The sequence below is a fragment of the Acidiphilium sp. PM genome, assembly GCF_000219295.1.
In the GTDB taxonomy this organism is placed as follows: Bacteria; Pseudomonadota; Alphaproteobacteria; order Acetobacterales; family Acetobacteraceae; genus Acidiphilium; species Acidiphilium multivorum.
On the sequence record NZ_AFPR01000514.1, the window covers coordinates 1 to 25,340 of the forward strand.

22 protein-coding genes are annotated in these 25,340 nt (G+C 66.6%); 10 read left to right on the forward strand and 12 right to left on the reverse strand.

The window, feature by feature from the left end; translation table 11 throughout:
- From APM_RS16660 to ssb, 6 genes are all read left to right on the forward strand, one after another.
- Positions 1-994: LysR family transcriptional regulator (locus APM_RS16660; RefSeq protein WP_241763192.1), on the forward strand; the 994-nt coding region annotated here is incomplete at its 5' end.
- 39 nt (positions 995-1,033) lie between these two features.
- Positions 1,034-1,945, forward strand: a complete 912-nt coding sequence (locus APM_RS16665; RefSeq protein ID WP_007424564.1) for a bestrophin family protein — start codon at positions 1,034-1,036, stop codon at positions 1,943-1,945.
- 66 nt (positions 1,946-2,011) lie between these two features.
- On the forward strand, positions 2,012-2,653 hold the full coding sequence (locus APM_RS16670) for a GbsR/MarR family transcriptional regulator (RefSeq protein WP_012039769.1): 642 nt from the start codon (positions 2,012-2,014) through the stop codon (positions 2,651-2,653).
- Positions 2,650-4,068: a cytochrome ubiquinol oxidase subunit I gene (locus tag APM_RS16675; protein ID WP_012039768.1), complete on the forward strand. Its 1,419-nt coding sequence runs from the start codon at positions 2,650-2,652 to the stop codon at positions 4,066-4,068. The genes APM_RS16670 and APM_RS16675 overlap by 4 nt, the downstream gene beginning before the upstream one ends.
- 5 nt (positions 4,069-4,073) lie before the next feature.
- The gene (gene cydB, locus APM_RS16680) at positions 4,074-5,099 is read left to right on the forward strand and encodes a cytochrome d ubiquinol oxidase subunit II (RefSeq protein WP_007424567.1); all 1,026 of its coding nucleotides are present in this window, start codon (positions 4,074-4,076) and stop codon (positions 5,097-5,099) included.
- A 125-nt stretch (positions 5,100-5,224) separates the two neighbouring features.
- Entirely contained in the window at positions 5,225-5,713 is a 489-nt protein-coding gene (gene ssb, locus APM_RS16685; protein WP_013640502.1) for a single-stranded DNA-binding protein, read from the forward strand.
- 438 nt (positions 5,714-6,151) lie between these two features.
- Here the strand turns inward: ssb and APM_RS16690 are convergent, their stop codons facing one another.
- The 6 genes from APM_RS16690 to dusB all read right to left on the reverse strand — a co-directional run bounded on the left by APM_RS16690 (position 6,152) and on the right by dusB (position 16,041).
- On the reverse strand, positions 6,152-8,563 hold the full coding sequence (locus APM_RS16690) for a TonB-dependent receptor (protein ID WP_231844396.1): 2,412 nt from the start codon (positions 8,561-8,563) through the stop codon (positions 6,152-6,154).
- Positions 8,564-8,754: 191 nt separating this feature from the next.
- Positions 8,755-10,152 (reverse strand): sigma-54 dependent transcriptional regulator, encoded by a 1,398-nt coding sequence (locus tag APM_RS16695; RefSeq protein WP_007424570.1) that lies wholly within the window; start codon positions 10,150-10,152, stop codon positions 8,755-8,757.
- A 7-nt stretch (positions 10,153-10,159) separates the two neighbouring features.
- Positions 10,160-12,382, reverse strand: a complete 2,223-nt coding sequence (locus APM_RS16700) for a PAS domain-containing sensor histidine kinase (protein WP_007424571.1) — start codon at positions 12,380-12,382, stop codon at positions 10,160-10,162.
- 7 nt (positions 12,383-12,389) lie between these two features.
- On the reverse strand, positions 12,390-13,853 hold the full coding sequence (gene ntrC / locus APM_RS16705) for a nitrogen regulation protein NR(I) (RefSeq protein WP_007424572.1): 1,464 nt from the start codon (positions 13,851-13,853) through the stop codon (positions 12,390-12,392).
- On the reverse strand, positions 13,850-14,995 hold the full coding sequence (locus APM_RS16710; protein WP_007424574.1) for a nitrogen regulation protein NR(II): 1,146 nt from the start codon (positions 14,993-14,995) through the stop codon (positions 13,850-13,852). The genes ntrC and APM_RS16710 overlap by 4 nt, the downstream gene beginning before the upstream one ends.
- Positions 14,992-16,041, reverse strand: coding sequence for a tRNA dihydrouridine synthase DusB (gene dusB, locus APM_RS16715; RefSeq protein ID WP_231295254.1), 1,050 nt, complete (start codon positions 16,039-16,041; stop codon positions 14,992-14,994). Before dusB ends, APM_RS16710 begins: the two co-directional genes overlap by 4 nt.
- A 118-nt stretch (positions 16,042-16,159) precedes the next feature.
- Here dusB and ispF point away from each other — a divergent pair, with 118 nt between their 5' ends.
- Positions 16,160-16,678: a 2-C-methyl-D-erythritol 2,4-cyclodiphosphate synthase gene (gene ispF, locus APM_RS16720; protein ID WP_007424575.1), complete on the forward strand. Its 519-nt coding sequence runs from the start codon at positions 16,160-16,162 to the stop codon at positions 16,676-16,678.
- A 19-nt stretch (positions 16,679-16,697) separates the two neighbouring features.
- Here the strand turns inward: ispF and APM_RS16725 are convergent, their stop codons facing one another.
- Entirely contained in the window at positions 16,698-18,167 is a 1,470-nt protein-coding gene (locus APM_RS16725; RefSeq protein ID WP_241763193.1) for a DHA2 family efflux MFS transporter permease subunit, read from the reverse strand.
- A 298-nt stretch (positions 18,168-18,465) separates the two neighbouring features.
- Here APM_RS16725 and APM_RS16730 point away from each other — a divergent pair, with 298 nt between their 5' ends.
- Entirely contained in the window at positions 18,466-19,929 is a 1,464-nt protein-coding gene (locus APM_RS16730) for an NADP-dependent isocitrate dehydrogenase (protein WP_007424577.1), read from the forward strand.
- A 6-nt stretch (positions 19,930-19,935) separates the two neighbouring features.
- Here APM_RS16730 and APM_RS16735 read toward each other — a convergent pair whose 3' ends face one another.
- The gene (locus APM_RS16735) at positions 19,936-20,352 is read right to left on the reverse strand and encodes a DUF2177 family protein (protein ID WP_007424578.1); all 417 of its coding nucleotides are present in this window, start codon (positions 20,350-20,352) and stop codon (positions 19,936-19,938) included.
- A gap of 189 nt (positions 20,353-20,541) precedes the next feature.
- Between APM_RS16735 and APM_RS16740 the strand changes: the two genes are divergently transcribed.
- Complete coding sequence (locus tag APM_RS16740; RefSeq protein WP_007424579.1) at positions 20,542-21,381, forward strand: N-acetylmuramoyl-L-alanine amidase; 840 nt, start codon at positions 20,542-20,544, stop codon at positions 21,379-21,381.
- Between the two features lie 10 nt (positions 21,382-21,391).
- Here the strand turns inward: APM_RS16740 and APM_RS16745 are convergent, their stop codons facing one another.
- The 4 genes from APM_RS16745 to APM_RS16760 all read right to left on the reverse strand — a co-directional run bounded on the left by APM_RS16745 (position 21,392) and on the right by APM_RS16760 (position 23,855).
- Positions 21,392-21,865 carry a hypothetical protein gene (locus APM_RS16745; RefSeq protein ID WP_007424580.1) on the reverse strand — a complete coding sequence of 158 codons (474 nt, stop codon included), beginning with the start codon at positions 21,863-21,865 and terminating at the stop codon, positions 21,392-21,394.
- A gap of 108 nt (positions 21,866-21,973) precedes the next feature.
- On the reverse strand, positions 21,974-22,927 hold the full coding sequence (gshB, locus tag APM_RS16750) for a glutathione synthase (protein WP_039889081.1): 954 nt from the start codon (positions 22,925-22,927) through the stop codon (positions 21,974-21,976).
- 71 nt (positions 22,928-22,998) lie between these two features.
- Positions 22,999-23,346 carry a hypothetical protein gene (locus APM_RS16755; protein ID WP_007424582.1) on the reverse strand — a complete coding sequence of 116 codons (348 nt, stop codon included), beginning with the start codon at positions 23,344-23,346 and terminating at the stop codon, positions 22,999-23,001.
- A gap of 38 nt (positions 23,347-23,384) precedes the next feature.
- A complete protein-coding gene (locus tag APM_RS16760; protein ID WP_007424583.1) occupies positions 23,385-23,855 on the reverse strand; it encodes a polymer-forming cytoskeletal protein in 471 nt (156 codons plus the stop codon).
- Between the two features lie 404 nt (positions 23,856-24,259).
- Between APM_RS16760 and APM_RS16765 the strand changes: the two genes are divergently transcribed.
- A complete protein-coding gene (locus APM_RS16765; RefSeq protein WP_007424584.1) occupies positions 24,260-25,252 on the forward strand; it encodes an adenosine kinase in 993 nt (330 codons plus the stop codon).
- The last annotated feature ends 88 nt before the right edge of the window (positions 25,253-25,340 follow it).

Consider the following 25,340-nt stretch of genomic DNA (forward strand, 5'->3'; position numbering starts at 1 on the left):
TATGGCCGACATCAGGGCACCGGCGCCGCGTGCGGGCGCCGCCCCTGCCGGAGGTCGGAACGTGGATTACCTGGGAGCCCTGCGCCTGTTCGGCCGCGCGGTCGAGCTTGGCAGTTTCTCGAAGGCGGCCGAGGCGCAGGGGGCCAAGGTCTCGACCGTCTCGCGCGCCGTCGCCGCGCTCGAGGCGGATCTCGGCGTCGCCCTGTTCCACCGCTCGACCCGCCGCCTGCACCTCACCGAGCCGGGCGAGCAGTTCTATGCCCAGGTGCAGGCCATCCTCCGCAATCTCGACGAGGCGCGCGATTCGGTCGCGGCGATGCAGGCGCGGCCGCAGGGACTGCTGCGGCTCAACCTGCCCGGCGCCTTCGGCCGCCGCCATGTCGTGCCCTTCATTCCCGACTTCCTGAAGCTCTATCCCGGCCTCAGGCTCGAACTCTCCTTCACCGACGTGCGGATGGACCTGCTGGCCAGCGGCGCCGACCTCGCCATCCGCATCGGCCCGCTGATCGACTCGACGCTGATCGCCCGCAAGCTCGCCGGCCACCGCCGCGTCGTCTGCGCGAGCCCGTCCTATCTCGCCGGCGCCCCGCCGCTCGCCGCGCCGCGCGACCTGCTGCGGCACAACGCGCTGATCTACACGCTGCAGCCGACCGACCGCTGGTTCTTCCGCCGCGGCACCGAGGCGGGCGAGCCGGAGGAGGAGGTGCCGATCGCCGGCATCCTCCGCTCGGATGATTCCGAGGCGCTGCTCGACGCGGCACTCGCCGGCGTCGGCATCGCCCTGCTGCCGGTCTGGCTGGTCGGCGAGGATATCGCGCGCGGCCGGCTGGTCCGCCTGCTGCCCGACTGGTTCTCGATGATCTCGACCCGGCCCGGCGGGATCTATGGCATCTATCCGCCGCATGCGCGGATTTCCCCCAAGGTGCGCGCCTTTCTCGATTTCATCGAGACCAGGTTCGGCCGCCCGCCCTACTGGGATGCCGGCACCGGCTGAATGCCGCCCCCGTCAACCGCACAAAGGACAAAGCCCGCGATGATCGTCCGCGATCGTGCCGATACGCTGACCCTGCTGACCACCCTGCGCGGATCGATCCTGCTGCGCGTCGCGCCGCGGCTGCTGGCCGTCTTTGTCCTCGCGCTCGGCGTGACGCTTGCCCATGCCGCCTATCCGCTCCCGCGCTGGCCGTTGGCGACGCTGCCCTTCACCCTGCTCGGCCTCGCCCTTTCGATCTTTCTCGGCTTCCGCAACAGCGCCTGCTACGACCGGTGGTGGGAGGGGCGGCGGCAATGGGGCGCGCTGATCGCGGAATCGCGCGCCCTGATCAGGGAGGTCGGCGCGCTCCTGCCGGAGGACGCGGCGCTGGCGCATCGCCTCGGCGGCCGCATCGTCGCCTTCGCCCATCTGCTGCGCGACCATCTGCGCGGCGAGGCGGGGGCGGAGTGGGAAGACTGGATCGCGCCCGCCGAGCGGGACTGGCTGGCCGGCCGGCAGAACCGGCCCGATGCCGCGCTGCGCCGGCTTTCGGGCGAACTCGCCGCCCTGGTCGCGGCCGGAAGGCTGAGCGACATGCTCTACCGCATCCTCGCCGAGCGGATTGCCGCGATGACCGGCATCCAGGCCGCGTGCGAGCGGCTGCGGGCCACGCCGCCACCCTTCACCTATTCCCTGCTGCTGCACCGCACCGCATGGCTGTTCTGCATCTTCCTTCCCTTCGGCTTCGTGCAGACCCTTGGCCTTGCGACCCCCGTCGTCACCGTGATCCTGGCCTATGCGTTCTTCGGCCTCGATGCGCTTGGCGACGAGCTCGAGGAGCCTTTCGCGCTGTCGCAGAACGCGCTGCCGCTCAACGCCTTCGTGCGGACGATCGAGATCGGGGTGCTCGAGGCGCTCGGCGCGGCCGACCTGCCGCCGCCGCTCCTGCCGGTCGATCACGTCCTGACCTGACCGCCCGCCTTGACAGGGCTGGATCAATGTCTACTTGGATTTCAGAAATTTCTGAAAGTTCAGGCAATGCCGTTATCCCCCCTCACCGAGGCCTTCGTGCTGCATTTCGGCGAAATGGGCAGCCATTGGGGCATCAACCGCACGGTGGGGCAGATCTATGCGTTGCTTTATGTCTCCGACCGCCCGCTGCCGGCCGACGAGATCGCCGAAACCCTGGGCTTCTCGCGCTCGAACGTGTCGATGGGGTTGAAGGAGCTGCAATCCTGGCGCCTGGTGCGGCTGCAGCATCTGCCGGGTGACCGGCGGGAGCATTTCTCCACCCCCGACGATATCTGGCAGATCGTCCGCACCCTCGCCGAGGAGCGGCGCCGCCGCGAGATCGACCCCACCCTCACCGTGCTGCGCGACCTGCTGATGGAGGCCCCCCGCTCGGAGGCCGACCGCCGCGCCCAGCGCCGCCTCGCCGAGATGCACGACCTGATCGAGCTGCTGATGCGCTGGTCGGAAGACGTGCAGAAGCTCGACAACAAGGATCTGGTCCAGCTCCTCCGCCTCGGCGGCCGCGTGGTCGCGCTGCTGGAACTGAAGAACCGTCTGCCGCTGCTCGGGCGCGGCAAGGCTGGCCGCTCCCGGCCCGAGACCACCGAAGCCGACACCCTCGCCGGCGCCGACGACAACCACAACAACGACGATACGGACAGAGAATGACAAGCTTGCATGCCGGCGGACTGGCGCTCGTGCTCGCGCGCGCCCAGTTCGGGTTTACCATCGCCTTTCACATCATGTTCCCGGCCTTCTCGATCGGGCTCGCCGCCTATCTCGCGGTGCTCGAGCTGATGTGGCTGGTCACCAAGCGCCCGGTCTATCTCGACGCCTACCGCTACTGGCTGAAGATCTTCGCCGTGATCTTCGCGATCGGCGTCGTCTCCGGCCTGGTGATGGCCTACGAGGTCGGCGCCAACTGGGCGGGCTATTCGGCCAAGGTCGGGCCGATCCTCGGGCCGCTGCTCGCCTGGGAGACGATGTCGGCCTTCTTCCTCGAGGCCGGCTTCCTCGGCATCATGCTGTTCGGCATGTCGCGCGTCGGCCCGAAGCTGCATTTCGCGGCGACCGCGCTGGTCTCGATCGGCACGCTGATCTCGGCCTCGTGGATCCTCGCCGCGAATTCGTGGATGCAGACGCCGCGCGGCTACGCCCTTGCCCCGGATGGCGCCTTCATCCCGAAGAACTGGCTCGCCATCATCTTCAACCCGACCTTCCCCTATATGTGGCTGCACATGGTGCTCGCCGCCTTCATCGCGACGGCGCTCGCCGTCGGCGCGGTCGGCGCGTTCCACCTGCTGCGCAACCCGAAGAACCCGGTCAGCCGGCTGATGTTCTCGATGGCGATGTGGCTGCTGACCATCGCCGTGCCGGTGCAGGGCTTCGTCGGCGACGAATCCGGCCGCGCGACGATGACCGACCAGCCGCTGAAGCTCGCCGCGATGGAGGGCGACTTCCACACCCGCGCCGGCCAGGCGCTGCACCTGTTCGGCTGGCCCAGCCGCAGCCTCGGCCGCCTGCTCTATGACGTGAAGATCCCCGATCTCGGCTCGCTGATCATCACCCACAAGCTGCATGGCGTGGTGCAGGGGCTGGATGCCTTTCCGAAGTCCGACTGGCCGGTGCTGATCCCCACCTTCTGGGGCTTCCGCGTCATGGTCGGGCTGTGGTCGCTGATGCTGGTGCTCGCCCTCGGCGCGCTGGCCCTGCGCCGCGGCGGCCGGCTCTACGAGAACGCCTGGTTCAAGCGCTTCGCGGTGGCGATGGGCCCGGCCGGCTTCCTTACCATCATCGCCGGCTGGGTGGTCACCGAAACCGGCCGCCAGCCCTGGACGGTCTATGGCGTGCTGCGCACGGTGCAGAGCGCCTCGCCGCTCACCCTGGGCGAGATCGTCTGGTCGTTCGGTATCATCATCGTGCTCTACACGCTCGTCTTCGGCGTCGGCATCCGCTACGTGCTCGGCCTGATGGCGCATGAGCCGACGGTGGGCGAACCGCCGCTGCGCGACGACAAGCCGCTGCGCAGCCACGGCCCGCACCGCCTGCACGACCCCGCGCCGGCCCCGAGCCCGGCGGAGTGATGGCCATGCTCAACGCCCATACCCTGCCGATCATCTGGGGCTGCATCATGGCCTTCGTGATCTTCGCCTATGTCGTGCTCGACGGGTTCGATCTCGGCGTCGGTATCCTGTTCGCGGCCGAGCGCGGCCGCGCCGAGCGGGACATCATGGTCAATTCCATCGCCCCGGTCTGGGATGGCAACGAAACCTGGCTCGTGCTCGGCGGCTCCGGCCTCTACGGCGCCTTCCCCGAGGCCTACAGCGTGATCCTGCCGGCGGTCTATCCGCTGGTGATCACCATGCTGATCGGCCTCATCCTGCGCGGCGTCGCCTTCGAGTTCCGCTTCCGCGCCCATACCGAGCGGCACCGGCTCAACTGGGATTACGGGTTCTGGTTCGGCTCGGTCATCGCCGCGTTCTGCCAGGGGGCGATCCTCGGCGCCGTGCTGCACGGCACCAAGGTCGCCGGCGGCCAGTTCGCCGGCGGGCCCTTCGCCTGGTTCTCCGCCTTCTCGGTGTTCACCGGCCTTGCGGTGGTCTGCGGCTACGCGCTGCTCGGCGCCGCCTGGCTGGTCTGGCGCACCGAGGGCGGGCTGCAGCTGCGGATGCGCCGCGAAGCCGCCCGGCTCACCGTGAGGATGCTCGCGGGCATCCTCGCCGTCAGCGTCTGGACCCCGCTGCTCGACCACGCCTATGCCGTGCGCTGGTTCACCTGGCCGGGCCTCGCCGTCACCGGCCTCGCCCCGCTCGCGGTGGCGGCGCTGGCCTTCTTCCTGTTCCGCGCCCTGCGCCACGGCGGCGCGGTGCATGACAGCACCGCCTTCCTCTGCGCGCTCGGCCTGTTCCTCGCCAGCTTTCTCGGCCTCGGCTTCTCGCTGTTCCCGCACATCATCCCGCCCGGCGTGACGATCTGGCAGGCCGCATCCCCCGTCGGCTCGCAGGAATTCCTGCTTGTCGGCGCGGTCGTCCTCATTCCGGTCATCATCGCCTACAACGCCTTTGCCTACACCATCTTCCACGGCAAGGTTGATCACGCGGCGTTCGATCATTGAGCCCGCGCCCGCCGGTCCGCCACCGGACCGGCGGGATGGCTGGACAGCATGTCCAAGCCGTGTTGATACCATAGCCGCAGGCAGCCACTCGCTGCCGCGCGGTTCCGGATGCAAAGGGGAAGACGATGGCGGGTAGTGTGAACAAGGTGATCCTGGTTGGAAATCTCGGGCGGGATCCTGAAATGCGGACGACCCAGTCCGGCATGAAGATCGTCAATCTCGCGGTCGCGACCTCGGAAACCTGGAACGACAAGATGAGCGGCGAGCGGCAGGAGCGCACCGAGTGGCACCGCGTCGTCATCATGAACGACCGGCTGGCCGACGTGGCGGAGCGCTTCCTGAAGAAAGGCTCGAAGATCTATCTCGAGGGCAAGTTGCAGACCCGCAAATGGACCGACCAGTCGGGCCAGGAGAAATACACCACCGAAATCATGTTGGGCCGGATCGGCGCCGAGCTGGTGCTGCTTGACCGTGCTGGCGCCGGGGCGGGCGGTGACGACATGCCGCGCCCGGCATCGCGGCCCTCCGGTGGCGGTGGCGGTGCGCCGCGTGCCGGCGGATGGGATGCCGGGCGGGCCGGCGGCGGCGAACTCGACGACGAAATTCCGTTCTAGAGCACTTTCCGATCCTTTCGGATCGGATGTAGTGCTCTATCATATTGATAAACAGAGCATCTTTATCCGATCAGATGACTCCATCTGATCGGATGATGCTCTAGTGTCCTGCCCCTGAAATTCGTGGGTGAATTTCAGGGGCAAGCAGGCCACTAAACTATTGTTTTTCCCAGTGTCCACTTTGAATCTGAAATCCGATGGATTTCAGATTCGGGACACTAGAGCACTTTCCGATCCTGTCGGATCGGATGTCGGGCTCTATCATGTTGATCACCAGAGCATCCTGATCCGGTCAGATGGAGCCGTCTGACCGGATGATGTTCTGGTTCGAATAAACTTCCGTGGTCGAGCCCACCTCCGTGGTCCAGCCCAGGGGGTTCACTCCAGGTCCGCATCGGTCGCTGGGCCGCGCACTTTCGATATTCGACGGCCGGCGCATCAGAATTTGACACGGACACCGGCATACCCCCCGATTGGCGCCGCGACCGAATAGGCCCGGGGATTGTTATAGCCGGAACCGAGGGTCAGCGCCTCGCCGGCGGGGCTGGAGAATCCGCCGAACTCGTAATATTTGGCGTCAGTGAGGTTGTCGACCTCGCCAAACACGGTAACGCGAGGCGTCACCTTGTAGCTCGTGTTGAAATTCAGCGTCACAAAGCCAGGCAACGGCGGCTGTTGATTGGACTGGTCGCCGTGCAGATAGGTATAGGTCTGCGCGTTGCCAGCCAGTCCGACCGTCCATTGTGGCGTGATCTTGTAGTCGGCGCCGAACTTAAAGATGTTTTTCGGAATGGCGGGCAGGAAGTCGCCTGGCTGGACAGTGATGACGCCGCCGACCGCCGAGGGATTGTGCGAACTGACCAGAAAGCCGCTCTGGTAAGTGGCCTGAATGCGCGAGTAGGTGAAATACGCGTCCCAGCGCCGTTCGTTGAGCTTCAGCGCCAGATCGACGCCCTGTCGCAGAACGCTGCCGATATTGGCAAAATATCCCGTATATTGGCCGAGATAGGGCGACTGGAGAAACTCGATGTCGTTGTTTGCGACGGCATGATAGTAATCGACGTTATAGGTTAGCGTGCCATTGTCCGGCACCAGGAAGGCGCCGCGCAGACCGGCTTCGAACGTGTGGGCAACGACCTGTTTCAGGTTCGGATCCGTCGCGATGAAGTTCGCCAGCGTGCACGAAGCGGTGGGGGACGCACAGGACAGTTCCGCAGGTGTCGGCACCGCGTTCGCCTCCGAATAGCTGCCATAGAGCGTGGCGAGCGGCGTCAGCTTGTAGGCGAAGCCGATATCCGGATTGAAGTGCTTGTAATAGTGCCGCGCGTTGAGCCCCTGCCCGCCGACATATTGATCCGGCGGATTGTGATTGTGCAGGGCGATGTTCGCGATGTTGAACCGGCCGCCGAGCGTCAGGGTCAATCGTCTGGTGAGGTCCAGCGTGTCGAGCAGGTAGAGGCCGTAATACGCGTTGCGCACCACGATTCCGACGGGGACGGCTCCCGCCTCGTCCGATTTGTAGCCCGGATAGGCGATCCCCGGCGGCGGCGCATAGTTGCGCTCGGCATTGAGAATGCCGTCGTAACTTGCCGCCGTGTAGTTCGTGAAACCTCCGTCGAAGCTGACGCCGGCGACAATGTGGTTTCGCAGTCCGAACACGCGCTGCTTGCGGGTGAGCTGCAGCGAGGCGCCATAGCCGTTTGTGTTGGTGGTGTTGACGGCGAGCGATCCGTAACGGCCGGTCGGAGACGCATAATACGGGACATAGCCGCCACCCGCGAGCGTGGCGGGCGTGTTGGAACCGCCCTGACACATGTCGCCGCCATACGGGCCGGCGCCGCAGGGAAGATCGTTCGGCCCGTTGCCGTTGATCAGATGCTCCCAGAGATTGTCGTAGTACAGAACCGCCTGCAGCGATGTCCTGGCATTGATCCGGTCCGTCAGCGTGGCTGACAGCTTGGCGTATTTGTCCTCGATGGAATTAGGGCCGGTATATTCGGCATTCGGGTTGACGGCGAGGAGCTGAACGGGCGTCGCGGCCGGGCCGTTCAGGAACGAATGTCCCAGCGTGGCGTTGACGTGCAATTCCGCGCCTGGCCCGCGCCAGCCAAGATCGCCGTAGAAGCTTTCGAGCGCCGAGGATTGCGCATCGCGCCAGCCTGAACTCCGCGCTCCCTGGATCGCGGCGTAGGCGGCCACGTTGCCGTGCTGCACGCCGTATTGCGCGTTGCCGCGGAACGTGCCGAACGATCCGCCCGAGGCCTCGACCTCCGCGCCATGATAGGTGAAGCCGTTCTTCATCTGAACGTCGAGCGCGCCGCCAAGGGCGTTGAGGCCGAATAACGGGTTGGCGTCCTGCACGCTGATGGACCGGATGGCGACCTGGGGCAGCACGCTCCATAGCGCGAGGTCGCCGAACGGCACGTTGAACCTGGCGCCGTTCACGTAGACGCTGATGCCCTCCGGCGTTCCCTGGATCGGCGAGAGCGTGAACCCGTGATAAATGATGTCCGGCTGATACGGATTGGCCTGGCTGTTCTGCAGGTTCACGCCCGAGGCGGAGCGGTCCAGCGCCGAAACCACGCTCGGGTTGCCGTTCCGGTTGATCTGCCTGCTGCCGAACTGCTGGATCGCCGCCGGCCATTTTCCTGCATTGATCTCGGCGCCGCCAAGCGGCGCCACATTGACGCGGATCGTCCGGATCCCGATCGGGGATTTCGATGGTGCGGCCTTGGCCGGCGGCGTTTCGGCACCGGCTGCCGGCGCGACCACGATCGGGTTCTGGGCCGGCGGGACGACCTGCCCGTCGGCGATGCCGGCACTTGCCGCCAGACCGGCCGATACGGCCATGGCGCAAAATGAAAACGAGCGTATTCCGCCGCTCGGGAAATCCCGCTTTTCCATCCCTGTTTCCTCCGCGGCTGAGCCAGCTACAAATGCTTATCGTCGAATATTTATCTTAAACTGCAAGTGGTGTATCGGGAAAAAATCCCGAATCGACCGCGCGCCGGGGAATAAGATCGTGAGGCGAGCCCGCCCTCTCATCCGCCGCTGGAACGGTCTTCCGCACCGATGCCGAGCTGTTTCAGCTTGCGATGCAGCGCGCTGCGCTCCATGCCGACGAAATGGGCGGTCCGGCTGATATTGCCGCCGAACCTCAGCAATTGCGCCTGCAGATACTGGGTTTCGAAAACGTCCCGTGCCTCGCGCAGGGGCAGGGCCATGATGTCGGCAAGCGGATCGATCGCCAGCGCGCGGGGGGCGTGCGCGCCGATCTCCGCGGGCAGATGCTCTGCGCGGAACGGTTCGCCGGACTCGCCGGGATGCATGATCATCAGCCAGTCCATCACGTTGCGCAACTGGCGCACATTGCCTGGCCAGTCATGCACCTGCAACGCCGCCAGCGCTTCCGAGGACAGGGAGCGCAGCGGCAGGCCCGAGGTTTCGGCCGCGCGGTTGAGAAAATGCCGCGCGAGCGCGGGGATGTCCTCGCGTCGTTCCCGTAGCGACGGGACGCGCAGCGGAACCACCGCGAGCCGATAATAGAGATCCTGCCTGAACTTGCCGGCTCCGATCGCGGTTTGCAGGTCGCGCGCGGTACTCGCGATGATCCGCACGTCCACCTTCACCCGCGTCGAACCGCCGATGCGCTCGAAGCTCTGGTCTTGCAGCACGCGAACGATCTTGCCCTGCGTTTCCAGCGGCATGTCGGCGATTTCGTCAAGCAGGAGCGTGCCGCCATGCGCGCGTTCCAACACGCCCGCACGCCGCGGCGGCGCCTTGGGATCGGCGCTGGCCTCGGTGCCGAAAAGCTCCACCTCGAATCGCTCGGGGGCGAGGGTCGCGCAGTTCAGCACCACGAAAGGCTGGTCGGCGCGTTTCGAGCGCGCATGGATCATCCGCGCCACCACTTCCTTTCCCGATCCCGCCGCGCCCGAAAGCAGCACGCGCGAGCCGGTGGGCGCGACCTTCTCGATCGCATGGCGCAGGCCGGTGACCGCGGCGCTCTCGCCCGTCAGGTTCGTTTCCGTGCCGGCCCGCAAGCGGAGTTCGGCGTTTTCCGCGGCAAGGCGGGCGGCTTCCAGGGCCCGCTGGATCACCAGAAGCAGGCGGTCGGACTTGAAGGGCTTTTCGATGAAGTCGTAGGCACCGTGCTGGATCGCGTTCACCGCCATCTCGATCGTGCCATGGCCGGAGATGATGACCACGGGGACGTCTTCCGCCTCGGCCTTCATCACCTTCAGCAGGTCGATCCCGTCGAGCGGGGAATTCTGCAGCCACACATCCAGCACGACGAGCGACGGCCGGCGGTCCCGAAAGGCGGCGAGCGCCTCATCCGAATTGCCGGCATTGCGCGTCGTGTAGCCTTCATCCTGCAGGATGGCCTCGACCAGAAGCCGGATGTCGGGTTCGTCATCGATGATCAGAATCTCGGACATTTGTCTCCTAACCCGCCTTCAGCACCAGCGTTACGGTGGCGCCCGGCCCGTCCTCGCGGTCGGCAAGCTCGAGCCTGCCGTGGTGATCTTCCATGATCTTGCGCACGATGGCGAGGCCGAGGCCGGTGCCCTTCGGCTTCTGCGTTATATATGGTTCCGCAAGCCTTGTGCGATCCTGCACCGGCAACCCGATTCCGTCATCCGTCACCGCCAGGCGGAATTCATCGCCATGCGGGTCGATCCGCAGCCTCACATGGCCCCGGGCCGCTTCGCGCCCGGCATTGTCCGGGCGCATCGCGATGGCATCCGCGGCATTCTGCAACAGGTTCGTCAGTGCCTGGCCGATCAGCCGGGCGTCGCACGCGGCGCGCGGCGCGGGATCGGGGCATTCGACCGACCACTCGATTCCAGGATGTGCCGCGCGTTGCAGGATCACGGCCTCGCGCGCGATCCGGCCGAGGTCTTCGGGCTTGATGATCGGCTGCGGCATCCGCGCGAAGGCGGAGAACTCGTCCACCATTCGGCCGATGTCGCCGACATGGCGCACGATCGTGTCGGCGCATTGGGTGAAACTGTCCTTGTCCGAGGTGATTTCCCGGGCGAAGCGCCGTTTCAGCCGCTCGGCGGAAAGCTGGATCGGGGTCAGGGGGTTCTTGATCTCATGGGCGATCCGCCGCGCCACGTCGGCCCAGGCGGCCTTGCGCTGGGCGGATTGCAGTTCGGTGATGTCATCGAAGGTGACGACAAAGCCGGTCGGCCGCTCGCCCTTCAGGTCAGCGCCGATCCGGACCAGGAACACGCGCCGCTCGGAACCCTTCGCATAGTCGACCTCCCCGGTCGCCGGCCGGCTCGGATTGTCCCGCGCCTGGTCGAGCAGCGGGGCGAAATCCGGCACGATTCCGGCCAGCTCTCCTCCGAGATGGTTCAGCAGGTCGATGCCGAGCAGTTCCGACGCCGCGCGATTCGGCAATTCGATCCGCCCTCGCGGGTCGAGGCCGATCACGCCGGCCGAAACGCCGGCCAGCACCGTTTCGGTGAAGCGGCGGCGTTCGTCGATCTGGCCGTAGGCGTTCATCAGTTCGGCGCGTTGCTCGGCGATCTGCCCGGTCATGCGGTTGAAGGCCCGGGACAGCCCGGCAACGTCGTCTCCCGTGTCGCCTTCCGGCACGCGGACATGATAGTCGCCGCCGCGAACCCGCTCGGCCGCCTCGATCAGGTAGGAGATCGGCCGGGCGATCTGGTTGGCGAACAGCAGCCCGATCAGCGAGGCGCCGGAGAGCACCAGCAGGGCGACGGTCGCGAAGATCAGCGCGAAGAACAGCTCGAACTGGGCGCGATGGTGTTCGAGCCGGTTGTATTCGGCAACGGCCTGGCGGGTGCGGTCGACATGGGCGAGGATGGACGGGTCGATCGGCCGCTCGACCATCAGCATGAGCGTCGGCGTCGCCTCCAGTTCGACGACGGCGCGCTCGAGCATGGAGTTGGGCGTGCTCCATACCGCGACCTGGTGCTTCTCCGCTTCGGCGATGATGCGGTCGGGGGGCAGCGTCACGCCTTCCGAGGAGAACAGCCCGGCCGAGGCGACCACCTTGTTGGTCAGGGGCTCGAATATCGCCGACTGGGTCAGGCCGTGCAGGGCGGTCTGCGCGACCAGCACGTTCAGGAAGCCCTGATCGAAGAAGTTCTGCGGATTGCCGAAGAAGATCGGCCCGTTCTGGTTGAGCTGGTTGGCGATGGCCAGGGCATCGAGCCGGATGCTGTTCTTCTTGGCGTCGAGATATCCCTCGGCCACCTGCTGGCTTTCGGCCAGCGCCGTGCGCACCCGCTGGTTGAACCAGGCCTGGATGCCGAGATTGAAGAACACGGCGGCGAAGATCGCGACCAGGATGGCCGGCACCGCGGCCACGCCGCCGAACAGCAGCACGAGCCGCACATGCAGCCGCGCGCCCGCCGCGCCGCGGCGGCTTTCCATCAGCACCCGCGTGACGCTCGCCACCAGCACGGTGATCAGCAGCAGGAGGATCGCGATGTCGCCGATCGCGAGGCCGACGGCCGCACCCGAATGCAATTCGAGCTTGATGCCGCCGGCGAGATAGGCGAACGAACCGATCCCGAGCAGCAGGGCGAGGGTCGCCAGGATCAGGGTCGAGACCCGGCCAAGCAGGAAATCCAGCGGTCCGCTCCGGCGCGGCCTCGCCGGCAGTTTCAGAAGTTCGGCCTGCGGTTCCACGTTGCCCTCAGCCCACCCGGCGCGTGACGCCGATTTCGTGCTCTCGGATCTTCTTGCGCAGCGTGTTGCGGTTGAGGCCGAGCAGGGCCGCGGCGCGAATCTGGTTGCCGCGCGTCTCCCCGAGCACGAGGCGGATCAGCGGCGCCTCGAAGGCGGCGAGCACGCGGTCGTAGAGCACGCCGTCCTCGCCCGCTTCGCGCGCCTCGGTCATCAGCCGGGCGACATGCCGCTCGATGACGCGCTCAAGCGCCTGCGGCGTATCCGGCGGCGGCTCGGCCCCGGCAGGGGGTGGGGCATCCTCGATCGCGCGATCGGAAAGTTCGGCCTCGATGATCTCCTCGCTGATCGTCGACTGCGGCACCAGCGCGGACAGGCGGCGCATCAGGTTTTCCAGTTCGCGCACATTGCCCGGCCAGCGATACTGCGACAGCCGGACCATGGCCTCGGGGGCAAGGGTCTTGGATGGCAACCCTTCGGCTTGCGCGCGGTTCAGGAAATGCTGCGCGAGCAGCGGAATGTCGCCCGGCCGTTCGCGCAGGGATGGCAGGCGGATCGGCACGACATTGAGGCGGTAGAACAGGTCTTCGCGGAACTGGCCCGAGCGGATCAGCACCCGCAGGTCGCGATGGGTCGCGGCGACGATGCGGGCATTCGCGCGGATCGGCTGGCGGCCGCCGACCGTCGTGAACTCGCCTTCCTGCAAGACACGCAGCAGGCGGGTCTGCGCCTCCGGCGGCATGTCGCCGATCTCGTCGAGGAACAGCGTCCCGCCGGCGGCCTGCTCGAAGCGGCCGACATGCCGGTTGGCGGCGCCGGTGAAGGCGCCGCGCTCGTGGCCGAACAGCTCGCTTTCGATCAGTTCGCGCGGGATGGCGGCCATGTTGATCGCAACGAACGGCCCCTGCCGCCGGCGTCCGTAATCGTGCAGGGCGCGGGCGACGAGCTCCTTGCCCGAGCCCGATTCGCCGGTGATCATCACGGTGAGGTCGGTCGTCGTCAGCCGGGCGATGACGCGGTAGATCTCCTGCATGGCGGCCGAACGGCCGATCAGCGGGAGATTGTCCTCCGGCGCGCCGGAAGGTTCGGCCGGCGCCTGCATCGCCGGCTGCTTCAGGGCGCGATCGACGATTGCGAGCAGTTCGCCGAGATCGAACGGCTTCGGGAGATATTCGAAGGCGCCCCGCTGGGTGGACTGCACGGCCGTCAGGATGGTCGACTGCGCGCTCATCACCAGCACCGGCATTTCCGGCCGGATGCGCTTGATCCGGGGAACGAGGTCGAGCCCGTTTTCGTCGGGCATCACCACATCGGTGATGACGAGGTCGCCCTCGCCATCCTCGACCCAGCGCCAGAGCGTTGCGGCGGAGGAGGTGGTGCGGACCTGGTATCCCGAACGTCCGAGCGCCTGGGTCAGCACCGTGCGGATCGAGCGGTCGTCATCGGCGATCAGGATGGTCGGCAGGGTGGTCATGGCGGGCCCTCGGCGCGATCTTCGAACTGCGGCAGATGGATACGGAATTCGGTGCGGCCGGGCCGGCTGTCGACATTGATGAGCCCGCCGTGATCGGCCACGATCTTGGCGACCAGCGCGAGGCCGAGGCCGGAGCCGGCCGCCTTGGTGCTGACGAAGGGCTCGAAGAGGTGGCGGCGGATATCCTCCGGGATTCCCGCGCCGTTGTCGCGCACGGAAATGAAGATCGGCAGGTTGCGCTGGCCGCGGGCAGGGGAGGCTGCGAGCCGCACGCCATGCTGGAAGCCGGTGGCCAGCGTGATCTCGCCATCCGGCCGTTCCGTCTCGCTGATCGCCTCGGCCGCGTTCTTCATGAGGTTCAGCAGAACCTGGACGAGCTGGTCGCGATTGCCGAGCACCGGCGGCAGTGACGGATCATAGGCCTCGACGAAGCGGATCCGCGCGCCGAAGCCGGACTGGGCCAGGCGCCTGACATGCTCGAGCACCCGGTGAATGTTTACGGCCGTCACATCGATCGGCTTGTCGCTGAACACCTCGATGCGTTCGACGAGTTCGCGGATGCGGTCGACCTCGTCGCGGATCAGCACGGCGAGTTCGCGGTCCTCGGGCGCCGCGTTGGCCTCGAGCAGCTGCGCGGCGCCGCGGATGCCCGACAAGGGATTCTTCACCTCGTGCGCGAGAACGGCGGCCATGCCGGTGATGCTGCGGGCCGCGTTGCGGGCCGAAAGCTGCTGGTCGAGCGCCCGGGCGGCCGAACTGTCCTGCATCGTGACCGCGAGATGGCCCGGCGCATCCACGATCGCGGCAACCTGCATCGACACGCCGCGCCGGGCGAAGCGCGGGCCTTCGAGCACGAGGTCGTGTTCGGCGATCGGCGCTTCGTCGCGTCGGGCGCGGTCGAGCAGGATGAAGATGGGATGGTCGGCCGGGATGAATTCGTGCAGCGGCTTGCCGGCAAGGAAGGCCTGCGACGAGCCGAACATTTCCTCCGCCGCGTAATTCGCGAAGAGGAACCGGTCGTCCGCGTCGAGTTCGATGACGGCGAGAGGCAGCGCCGCCAGCAACTGGCGGGAATCGATCGGCGGTTCCGGCTGCCTCGTCACCGCCCCCCGGCGCCGGAATGCGCCGCGCAGGCCGCTCATGCGGCCGCCTGCACCGGTGCGTCCGTCTCGCCCATCGCCCGCGCGTAGATGTCGTGGATCATCGCCTCGACGGCGGCGGAATCGTCTTGCCGGTTGACGGCCGCACGGAATTCGGCGGCGCCCGGCAGGCCGCGCACATACCACCCGATATGCTTGCGCGCCACACGCAGCCCGGGCTGTTCGCCGTAATGCGCCCGCATCGCGCGGTAATGGCCGATGAGCACATCGCGCCGCATTTCCAGGTCCGGCGCCGGCAGCTTCTGGCCGGTGGCGAGATACCGCGCCACCTGGGCGAGAAACCAGGGGCGTCCGTAGGCGCCGCGGCCGATCATCACGCCGTCGGCCTGCGAGCGGCGCAGCGCTTCCTCGGCCTCGTCCTCGGTCGTGATGTCGCCGTTGGCGATCACGGGGATGGCGACGGCCGCCTTCACCGAGGCGATGAAATCCCAGTCCGCCGTGCCTTCGTAGAATTGCTGGCGGGTGCGGCCATGCACCGTGACCATGGCGATGCCGCTTTCCTGGGCGATCCGCGCGAGGGTGGGGGCGTTCAGGCTCTGCCGGTCCCAGCCCATGCGCATCTTCAGCGTCACCGGCACGTCGACCGCCTTCGCCGTGGCTTCGAGGATGCGGCCGGCCTGCACCTCGTCGCGCATCAGCGCCGAGCCTGCCATCTGTCCCACCGCCACCTTCTTCACCGGGCAGCCGAAATTGATGTCGACCAGATCGGCGCCGCCGGCGACGGCGATGCGCGCGGCTTCCGCCATCGCAGCCGGGTCGCAGCCGGCGAGCTGAACCGAGTTCGGCCCCGTGCCCTCGTCGACCGAGGCCATGCGAAGTGTCGCCGCGTTCTCGCGGATCATCGCCCAGGAGGCGATCATCTCCGACACCACGAGCCCGGCACCCATCGACTTGACCAGCCGCCGGAACGGCAGGTCGGTGACGCCGGACATCGGCGCCAGGATCACCGGCGTCTCGATCGTCACGTCGCGCGCGGCGCCGCCCGGCGCCTTGAGCCGGATCGGGTGCAATTTCGGGAAGCTTCTCATCTCGTTGCCCATGAATTAAGCACTACAGGCCCGGGCATTGACGCGCAATCGTCCAGTTGCCAAAGCCGCGCTGTTCCCGCGCACATTGTGCCCGCAAGCCAACTGGAGATCCCGGCCCATGGATATCAAGACCCTTCTCGCCAGCGGCGCGCTGCCCCGCGTGGGCACCGGCTACGACGTGCATGTGCTGGCCGAGGGGCGGAAACTGATGCTGTGCGGCATCGAGGTGCCGCACGAAAAGGGGCTCGCCGGGCATTCCGACGCCGATGTGGCACTGCATGCGCTCTGCGATGCGATCTACGGCGCGATGGCCGAGGGCGATATCGGCCGGCATTTCCCGCCCTCCGAAGCGACGTGGAAGGATGCCGATTCGGCGCGCTTCCTGCGGCATGCCGCGGGCCTCGTCGCGGAAAAGGGCGGGGCGATCGCGAATATCGACATCACCATCATCTGCGAGCGCCCCAAAATCACCCCGCATGCGCTGGCGATGCGCACCCGCGTGGCCGGGCTTGCCGGCGTGCCGCTCGATCGTGTGTCCGTGAAGGCGACGACCTCGGAACGCCTCGGCTTCACCGGTCGGGGCGAGGGGATCGCCGCCCAGGCCGCGGTGCTGCTGCTGATGCCGTTCGCCGCGTGAGCGGGAACGGCCTGCGGGGCTAGCCGCCCTGCGGGCGAGGCTTCTTGAGCACGACAAGCGAGACCGCCGCGGCCCCGAGGCAGATCCAGGCGGAGAGACGGAGCGCGTCGTCGAGGCTCCAGGTGCTCGCATCGAGTTGCAACCGGCCGGCGATCATCGCCATGGTCTGCGCGTGGGACATGCCGTCCTGCCGCGCGTGGGCGAGCGCCTGGCGAACCAGCGACTCGCTCATGGCGCTGCGGGTCAGCGCCGCGACGGATTCGGTGTGCCGCTGCCATAGCGTCTGCAACATGGTGACCCCGACGATGTCGCTGGCAAGGCGGATGAAATTGCTCGTCGTCGAGGCCGCGGCCAGATCATCCGCCGGGATCTCCGACAGGATGATCATCGTGAGCGGGACGAACAGCATGCCCACGGCAATGCCTTGCAGCAATTCGCTCGGCACCGTCGCCGCGAGGCCGATCTCGGGATTGTAGACCGCCATCGCGAAGGCGATCGCGAAAAGCAGGAAACACAGTGCCGCGAGCATGCGCAGGCTGACATGCCGGGCGATGCGCCCCATGGCGGAGGCCACCGGGATCGCGGTCAGCGCCAGCGGGATCAGCAACACGCCGCCCCACCAGCCATTGTAGCCGAGATCGACCTCGGTCCAGAGCGGGAGGATCGAACTCCAGCCGACGAAGATCGACCAGCCGAGGCACAGCAGCAGCAGGCCGAACCCGAAATTCCGGTTGGTCACGAAGCGCAGTTCGAGCAGCGGCGCCTCGCTCGTCAGTTCCCAGATGATGAAGCAGCCGAGCAACAGGATCGCGGCGATCGTGTAGCGCTGGATGAAGGGCGAGCCGAACCAGCCGAACTGCTCGCCCTGGTTCAGCACGATCTGCAGCGCGATCAGCCCGAGCCAGAGCAGGGCGAGGCCGACAAGATCGAAGGGCGGCGGCGGCGCCGTCGGGCGGTCTTCCGGCAGGGAGACGCGGATCAGCACGAAGGCGAGCAGGGCGAAGGGGATGACCAGCCAGAACAGGTCGATCCAGTCGTAATTCACCGCCAGCCAGCCGCCGAAGGCCGGGCCGAAGAAGAACGGCACCAGCATCGAATTGCTCCAGAGCGCCGTCGCCAGCGTGTGATGGCGCTTCGGGAAATGGCGCAGCAGCAGCGTCTGCACCAGCGGCACCAGCAGGCCGGACGAAATGCCCTGCACGCCGCGCGCGACCAGCATCGTCATCAGCGAATGGGACAGGATTCCCATCCCCGCGCCGATCGCCAGCATGACCATGCTGGCGAGGAACAGTCGCTTGAAGCCGAGCTTGCGGGCGAACCAGGGCATCAGCGCGATGCCGAGGGCCCAGTGAATGAGGAAGTAGGTGAGCGTCCACAGCGCGTGATCGCTGCTGGTCGCCAGCCGGCCGGCGACATAGGGGTAGATGCTCTGCAGCGAGCCGCCGCAGAATGAGCCCGCGGCAAGGCCGAGGCAGGCGCCGATCGTCATCGGCACCAGGGCGACCTCGTTCTTCCGGCCCGCGCGCGAGCGGGCATCAAGTTCGCGTGTGGATGATGAGACAGACATACTGCCCGAAAATAGAAAAGCCGCCGTCCATGTCCAGATGGCGCGGCGGGGTTCAGCCCTGCGAAAACGGGAACATGCGCCAGCCTGGCGCAGATTTCGTTAACCGTTTCGTGCAAGGATCCCGGCATTCCGTCGGGGCTGCCATTTGTTGCGCTGCGGTAGCATCGGCGGACCGGCAGGCGTATACGCGCAACCACAACCAGACCATGGGGGATCAACGATGATCGCAACCTCGCCCGCCCTCGCCAAGACCCTTGTCACCGCCCTGCCGGGCGATGGGATCGGCCCCGAAGTCTTCGAGGCGACGCGCCGCATCTTCGAGGCCGCCGAAGCACCGGTCGAGTGGGAGGTTGCCGAAGCCGGCGCCGCCGTGTTCAGGAAGGGCATCGCCTCCGGCGCGCCGCGCGAAACCCTCGATTCCATCGCGCGCAACCGCATCGCCCTCAAGGGGCCGCTGGAAACGCCGGTCGGCTACGGCAACAAGTCGGCCAACGTCACCCTGCGCAAGCATTTCGAGCTCTATGCCAATATCCGCCCGGTCCGCGAGCTGCCCGGGGTGAAGACGCCGTTCACCGGGCGCGGGATCGACATGGTCATCGTCCGCGAGAACGTGGAGGACGTCTATGCCGGCATCGAGCACATGCAGACTCCGGATGTCGCCCAGTGCCTCAAGCTGATGACGCGGCCGGGCTGCGAGCGCATCATCCGCGCCGCCTTCGGCCTTGCCCAGGCGGAGGACCGCCGGAAGCTGACCTGTGCCACCAAGGCGAACATCATGAAGCTCACCGAGGGCATGATGAAGCGCGTCTTCGAGGAAGTCGGTCCCGATTATCCGGATATCGCGCAGGATCACATCATCATCGACAACTGCGCCCACCAGCTCGTCATCGCCCCCGAGCAGTTCGACGTGATCGTGACCTCGAACATGAATGGCGATATCATTTCCGACCTCGCCGCCGGGCTGGTCGGTGGCCTCGGCATCGCGCCATCCTCCAATCTCGGCGATCACGCGGCGATTTTCGAGGCGGTGCACGGCTCGGCGCCGGCCATCGCCGGCAAGGGGCTCGCCAACCCGACCGCGCTGCTGTCCGCCGCGATCATGATGCTCCGCCATATCGGCGCCTTCGAGACGGCCGAGACGATCGAGCAGGCGCTGTTCATCACCCTCGCCGAGGGGGAGAACCTGACCGGCGACCTCTCGCCGCGCGGCCATGGCGTCGGCACCGACAAGTTCGTCGGCCAGGTCATCGAGAATCTCGGCCGCACGAGCAATCTCCCGTCGCGCGCCTACCGGCCGCTCGAGCTCAAGGCGTGGCCCGACCGCACCGCCCATACGGAGCCCGCAAGCCGCGAACTGATTGGCGTCGACATCTTTCTGGAAAGCAGCCTTTCCGCGGCCGAGCTGGGCGCCTCCCTCACCGCCATTGCAGAGGGCAGTGCGCTCCGCCTCGACTCGATCTCGAATCGCGGCGTCCAGGTCTGGCCGGCGACCGGCGGCAGGACCTTCCTCGTCGACCATTTCGATTGCCGCTTCATGCTCAATGAACCCGCGGCCGGAAACGGGCCGCAGGGCATTTCCGACCTCGTGAAGGCGATCGGACAGAAGCATTCCTGGATGCATGTCGAGAAGCTGCAACGGTTCGATGGCAAGGACGCCTTCGAACGGCCCCAGGGCGAAAGCTGATCGGCGCTATTTGAAGATGCGCTGGCGGACGAAGCGTCGTGCCGCCAGCCAGCCGCACAGCGAGGCGAGACCGGAAACCACACCACCCCAGACAATGTCGGTCAGGCTCAGCCCGAGAGTCCAGTATTTCAAGGTGGCGAGATTGGTAAGGTCGTAGAGGCCGTAGGTGAACACGCCGAAGCAGAACCCGTATCCAAAGGCTGCGGCCCGGCCGGCCGCGACGGCGTGCGGCCGCACGAACATCGTGAGCCCGAGCACTTGCAGCAGATAGACGGCAAGGGCTGGCGCAGGCCTGAACCCCGGGATCATGATGCCCCCGAGCGAGGCGCGATAGATGGCGTTCGCGGTCAGGCCCAGCCAGACCGCATCGAGAAGCAGATACGCCAGCAGGCAGGCCGTATAGAACACGATGATTGCGCGCATGGGGATCTCCGGACCGTTCTGGCGGATATGCTCGGTTTGCGATCATTCACAAGCCGCATTGCGATAGGGTGGGTTCCGCCGCTCGATCAACCTTCTGTCAATCTCAATGATTTAACGTGCATTCCTGATACTATGGTGGCACTTCATGCCGGAAGCCAGTCTTAAAGGTTGACAGAAAGGAGGCTTGCGATGCGTCTCTCCCGTCGCTTCCTGCTCGATTCGGGGGTCAAGGCCACGATCACCCTGCCGCTCTGGATGCAGTCGGCGCTGGCGCGTGCTGTTCCCGGCCCTGCGCCCCGCCTGAGCCGGGCCGCCTGGCGCGAGGCCACCGGCAGGCGTCTCGTGGTCATCGATCCCGGTCATGGCGGCCACGATCCGGGCTGCATCGGTCAAGGCGACATTTACGAAAAGACGGTCGTGCTCTCCACGGCATACGACCTTCGGCACGCGCTCGAGCGTGCCGGCTATGACGTGGTGATGACGCGTTCGCGCGATATCTTCATCCCGTTGCAGACGAGGGTGGATATTGCCGAGCGGCATAAGGCGGCGCTCTTCCTCTCGATCCACGCGAACTCGGTGGCGCACGATCCCGCGGTGCGGGGCGCCAGCGTCTATACGTTCTCGAACCATGCCTCCGATGCGCTCGCCGCCAAAATCGCGCGTTCGGAGAACAGCGTCGAGCGGATATCGAACCCCAATTTCCGCGGCGTTTCGCCCCAGGTGGCAAAAATCCTGTTCGCGCTGATGGCGCACAGCACCAAGATCGAGTCGCATCTTCTGCAGCAGAAAATGGTCGGCGCGCTTGGCCAGCATGTGCCGTTGCTGCCGAATCCGGCCCGCCACGCAACCTTCGCGGTGCTCCAGTCCTCGGCAATTCCGAGTGTCCTCGTCGAGACGGCTTTCCTGTCGAATCCGCAGGACGAGGCGGAACTGCGCACGCCAGTCTTCCGTCGCCGCGTTGCGCAGTCGATGAAGTCGGCGGTCGATGCCTGGTTCCTCGCCCGGCAGCACGCCGTCGCAAACTTGTAGGAGTATATCCCTACGGCGGCGATGATGTCCGCATCCGGAAATAGGGCGGACTCTCGACCGGCTTGCCGCCTCGAAAGGTGAGGATCGCCGCGGCGCGGACGATTGTTGGATCGACGAGGGGCGCACCCGGCGCGTAGTAGGGCCCGGCAAGGCGAACCTCGCCATGCCCGATCGCGACATCCAGCGCGCACGGGTTCCGGACCGTGACGAGTTCGCCGCGTGAACCGACGAGCCCAACGGTTCCCTCGCCGCAATCCGCGCCGGTGTTGTGCTCGGCAACAATCGCGAAGCGCCGTCCGCCAAGCACGGCGATGCCGGCCAGATGCGCGCTCTGCTGCGGAAACCAGCGCGGCGCGCCCGCCGGCCGGACAAGGCGCGGGATCAGCTGTGCGGGGTCACCGGGGCTTGAAAAGATGACCCTTCCGTTGTTCCGGACGGAGAGAAAATACTGGAAATTTCCCGGCCCGCGGGGAGAGCGGCGCAATGTTGCCGAGAGCGGTCCGGATGCGGCGTGCCCGACGGGTTCCGATCCTTGCCCCGTCGAACAGGCAACCAGCAAGACTGCGAGCGCGGGAAGCGCTGCCCGCACCGGTCAGTGGCCAGAAGCTCGGCGAGCCTCGATCCGATCCCAGATCGTTGCTTCCAGATGCAGGCCGTTGAAGCGCGCGACCTGTTGCAGCCCGGTCGGGGAGGTGACGTTGATCTCGGTGAGGTAGTCGCCGATCACGTCGATCCCGGCAAAAAGCAGTCCGCGCTCCTTGAGCGTCGGTCCGATCCGCGCGCAGATCTCACGGTCGCGCGCCGTCATTTCGGTGGGTGCGGCGATGCCGCCCGCGTGCATGTTGGATCGGGCGTCTCCCTCCGCCGGCACACGGTTGATCGCGCCCAGCGGCTCGCCATCGATCAGGATGATCCGCTTGTCGCCGGCCCGCACGGCCGGCTCGTAGCGCTGCACCATCAGCGGTTCGCGCGAACCGGCGAAATGCGTGTCGAGCAGGGCGCCGAGATTCTCGTCATCCGGCTTGATGCGGAAGATGCCCATGCCGCCATTGCCGTAGAGCGGCTTGACGATGATGTCCTTGTGACGGGCGCGGAATTCGCGGATGGCGGTGCGGTCCCAGGCAATCAGCGTGGGCGGCATCAGGTCCGGAAAGTCCGTCACCAGCAGCTTTTCCGGTGCGTTGCGCACCGCGGCGGGATCGTTGACGACGAGCGTCCGCGGATGGATGTGCTCGAGCAGGTGCGTCGCCGTGATGTAGCCCATGTCGAACGGTGGATCCTGGCGCATCAGCACCACGTCCATCGCCGCGAGATCCATCGTTTCCGCGGGGCCGAACGCGAAGTGGTTGCCGGCTTCGCGCCGCACCGTCACCGGCCGGAGCCGCGCGTTGAGCGCGCCGTTCTCGAGCCACATGTCGCGCACCGTATAGTGCCAGAGCGCATGGCCCCGGCGTTGTGCCTCGAGCATCAGAACAAAGGTCGAATCACCGTCGATATCGACGCTTTCCATCGGATCCATCTGGACCGCGACCCGCAAACCGCTCATGCGCCCTCCCGTGATCTTCGGCCGCCGGTTCGCGCCACGTGAACCGCTCCGCCTTGTCGGCTTGCTGGATATCAGGAGGCGCGCTGCTGTTCCAGACTGGCAACGCAGGTCGCATCCGCGACGCCGCGAGGGGCCGCCCGCGCAAGGCGCACGACGGGCGCGCCTTTTGCGCCGCGGTACAGAATCACGTCGAGCCTGCAGATCGGCGAATGATAGAGCCAGACCTCGGCAGGTCCGTCGACGCGGAGAAGGGATGGTTCGCCAAGATCAGCCTTCAATGTTTCCGGCGTTGCCCCGATCAGCCTGGCCGAGGCGGGCTTGGGCCCGGTATCGGCCAGACCGGTCTTCGGGTTGTGCGGTGCGGCACAACCCGCCAGCGCGCCGGAGGCGAGCAAGATCAGAACGCGGCTGCGTTTCATTCGGAGGCGGTGTCTCCCGTCGCAGGACGGTCAGCAACTCAGTCGGTGGAGGAAGCGCCCGCGTTGCCTTCGGTGATCATTTCGATCCGGCCGGTGATCTGTCCGCCATCCTCGACTTGCAGCCGCCGGCAGCGCGCGGTGCCGAGAACCCGCCCCGTCGCGCGCACGATGAGCGAATGGCGGGCTGTCAGCGTGCCATCGATCACGCCGGCGACTTCCGCCTCCTCGACCTCGACCTCGCCCTTGAACACGCCGCCCTGGCTGATCGACAACTCGGTTGCCTTGATCATCGTGGCCTCGACGGTGCCTTCGACGACGAGACGCTCGGCATCCTGCACCACCCCCTGCAGGCTGATCCCGCGCCCCACCACCAGCGTGCGGCGCTCGGCGGCCTCCGGGTTGCGCATGGTCGGCCGGAAGCTGGCGCCAGAGGCCGGTGCGACGGCCGGCGCGCCGCCGGTTGACGGAGCGGCCGAGGGCTGGTTGGGCGAGAAGGGGGTTCGGGCCATAGGTATCTCCTTAGCCGTTGCGTCTCCCGCCTGGTGCGGGGCAGATTCGGAGGAAGCGGGGCGGAAGGGCGGCATGCTCAGACCGTCATCGGTGGCGCCGTCCTGTCGTGCAGGGGTCAGTCGCGATTTGGTCTCCGCCGCCTGCTCGTCGCGTTTTCTGAAGCTGATCACGAAACCTCCACACCATTCACGTCATGTCCGCTAGCACGCTGCGTGGCCTGCGGACAATCGGCTGGCTGACAAAAATCGCGCATTTTCCCCAAGGTTCCGCAATGCCATCATCTCTCCGCGAGGTAATCCGGCGTTCATGCTCAAGGCGGCATTTGGCACCGGCCCGTGCTGATGATACGCGGGCGCGTGAATACCACGAATGGCTAACAGGACGGGACTGGCAGGAGAGACGCATGAACTCAACCCGGTACGACATCATCGGCATCGGCAATGCGATCGTCGATGTAATCGCCCGCACCGACGACATGTTCCTTGACCGGCATGACATGCGCAAGGGGGCGATGCGTCTGATCGATGCCGAGGCGGCCGAACGGATCCTTACGGCGATGCCGCCTGGCCAGATCGCTTCTGGCGGATCGGTCGCGAACAGTTGTGCCGTCGCCGCGGGACTCGGCGCCCGCACCGCCTTTCTCGGCAAGGTGGCGCGGGACGAGCTTGGCGTGGCCTTCGCCGCCGACCTCCGGGCGATTGGGGTCGACTTTCCGCATGCGCCGCTTCCCGAAGGTGCGCCCACCGCGCGTTGTCTCATCCTTGTGACGCCTGATGGCCAGCGCACCATGAACACCTATCTCGGGGCCTGCATCGATTTCGATCACACCGATCTCGACGTGGAGGCGATCCGCGACTCGTCGATCCTCTACCTTGAGGGCTATCTCTTCGATCCGCCGCGCGCCCAGCACGCGTTCCGCGAAGCGGCGCGAATTGCCCGCGCCGCGGGCCGTCGGGTCGCGCTGTCCCTTTCGGATGCGTTCTGCGTCGATCGCCATCGCTCCGGCTTCCTCGACCTGATTGCGTCCGGCAATGTCGATATCCTGTTTGCGAACGAAGCCGAAATCTGCTCGCTTTTCGAGCAGAACACCTTCGAGAGCGCGGCAGCGGAGGCGGCTCATGTCGTTCCGCTTGCCGTGCTCACGCGCAGCGAGGCGGGCAGCGTGATCGTCTCGGGGGCCGAGCGGCATGTCGCCGCCGCGCTGCCGGTCGATGTCGTTGATACGACCGGTGCGGGCGATGCCTATGCCGCGGGCTTCATGGTCGGCTTCTCGCGCAATGCGCCGCTCGCCGAATGTGCCGCCCTTGGCAGCCGCGTCGCCGCCGCCGTCATCGGGCGGATCGGCGCGCGCCCCGATTTGGCGACGCTGGCTGCCCTCGCGCCCGCTGTTGCCTGACCCGCCGGGCGAAGAATCGGTAGATCCTGATATATTAACGTTTTGGAAAGCTTGTTTTGGTTTGATGGCGCCGTGAATTTCCGGCCCG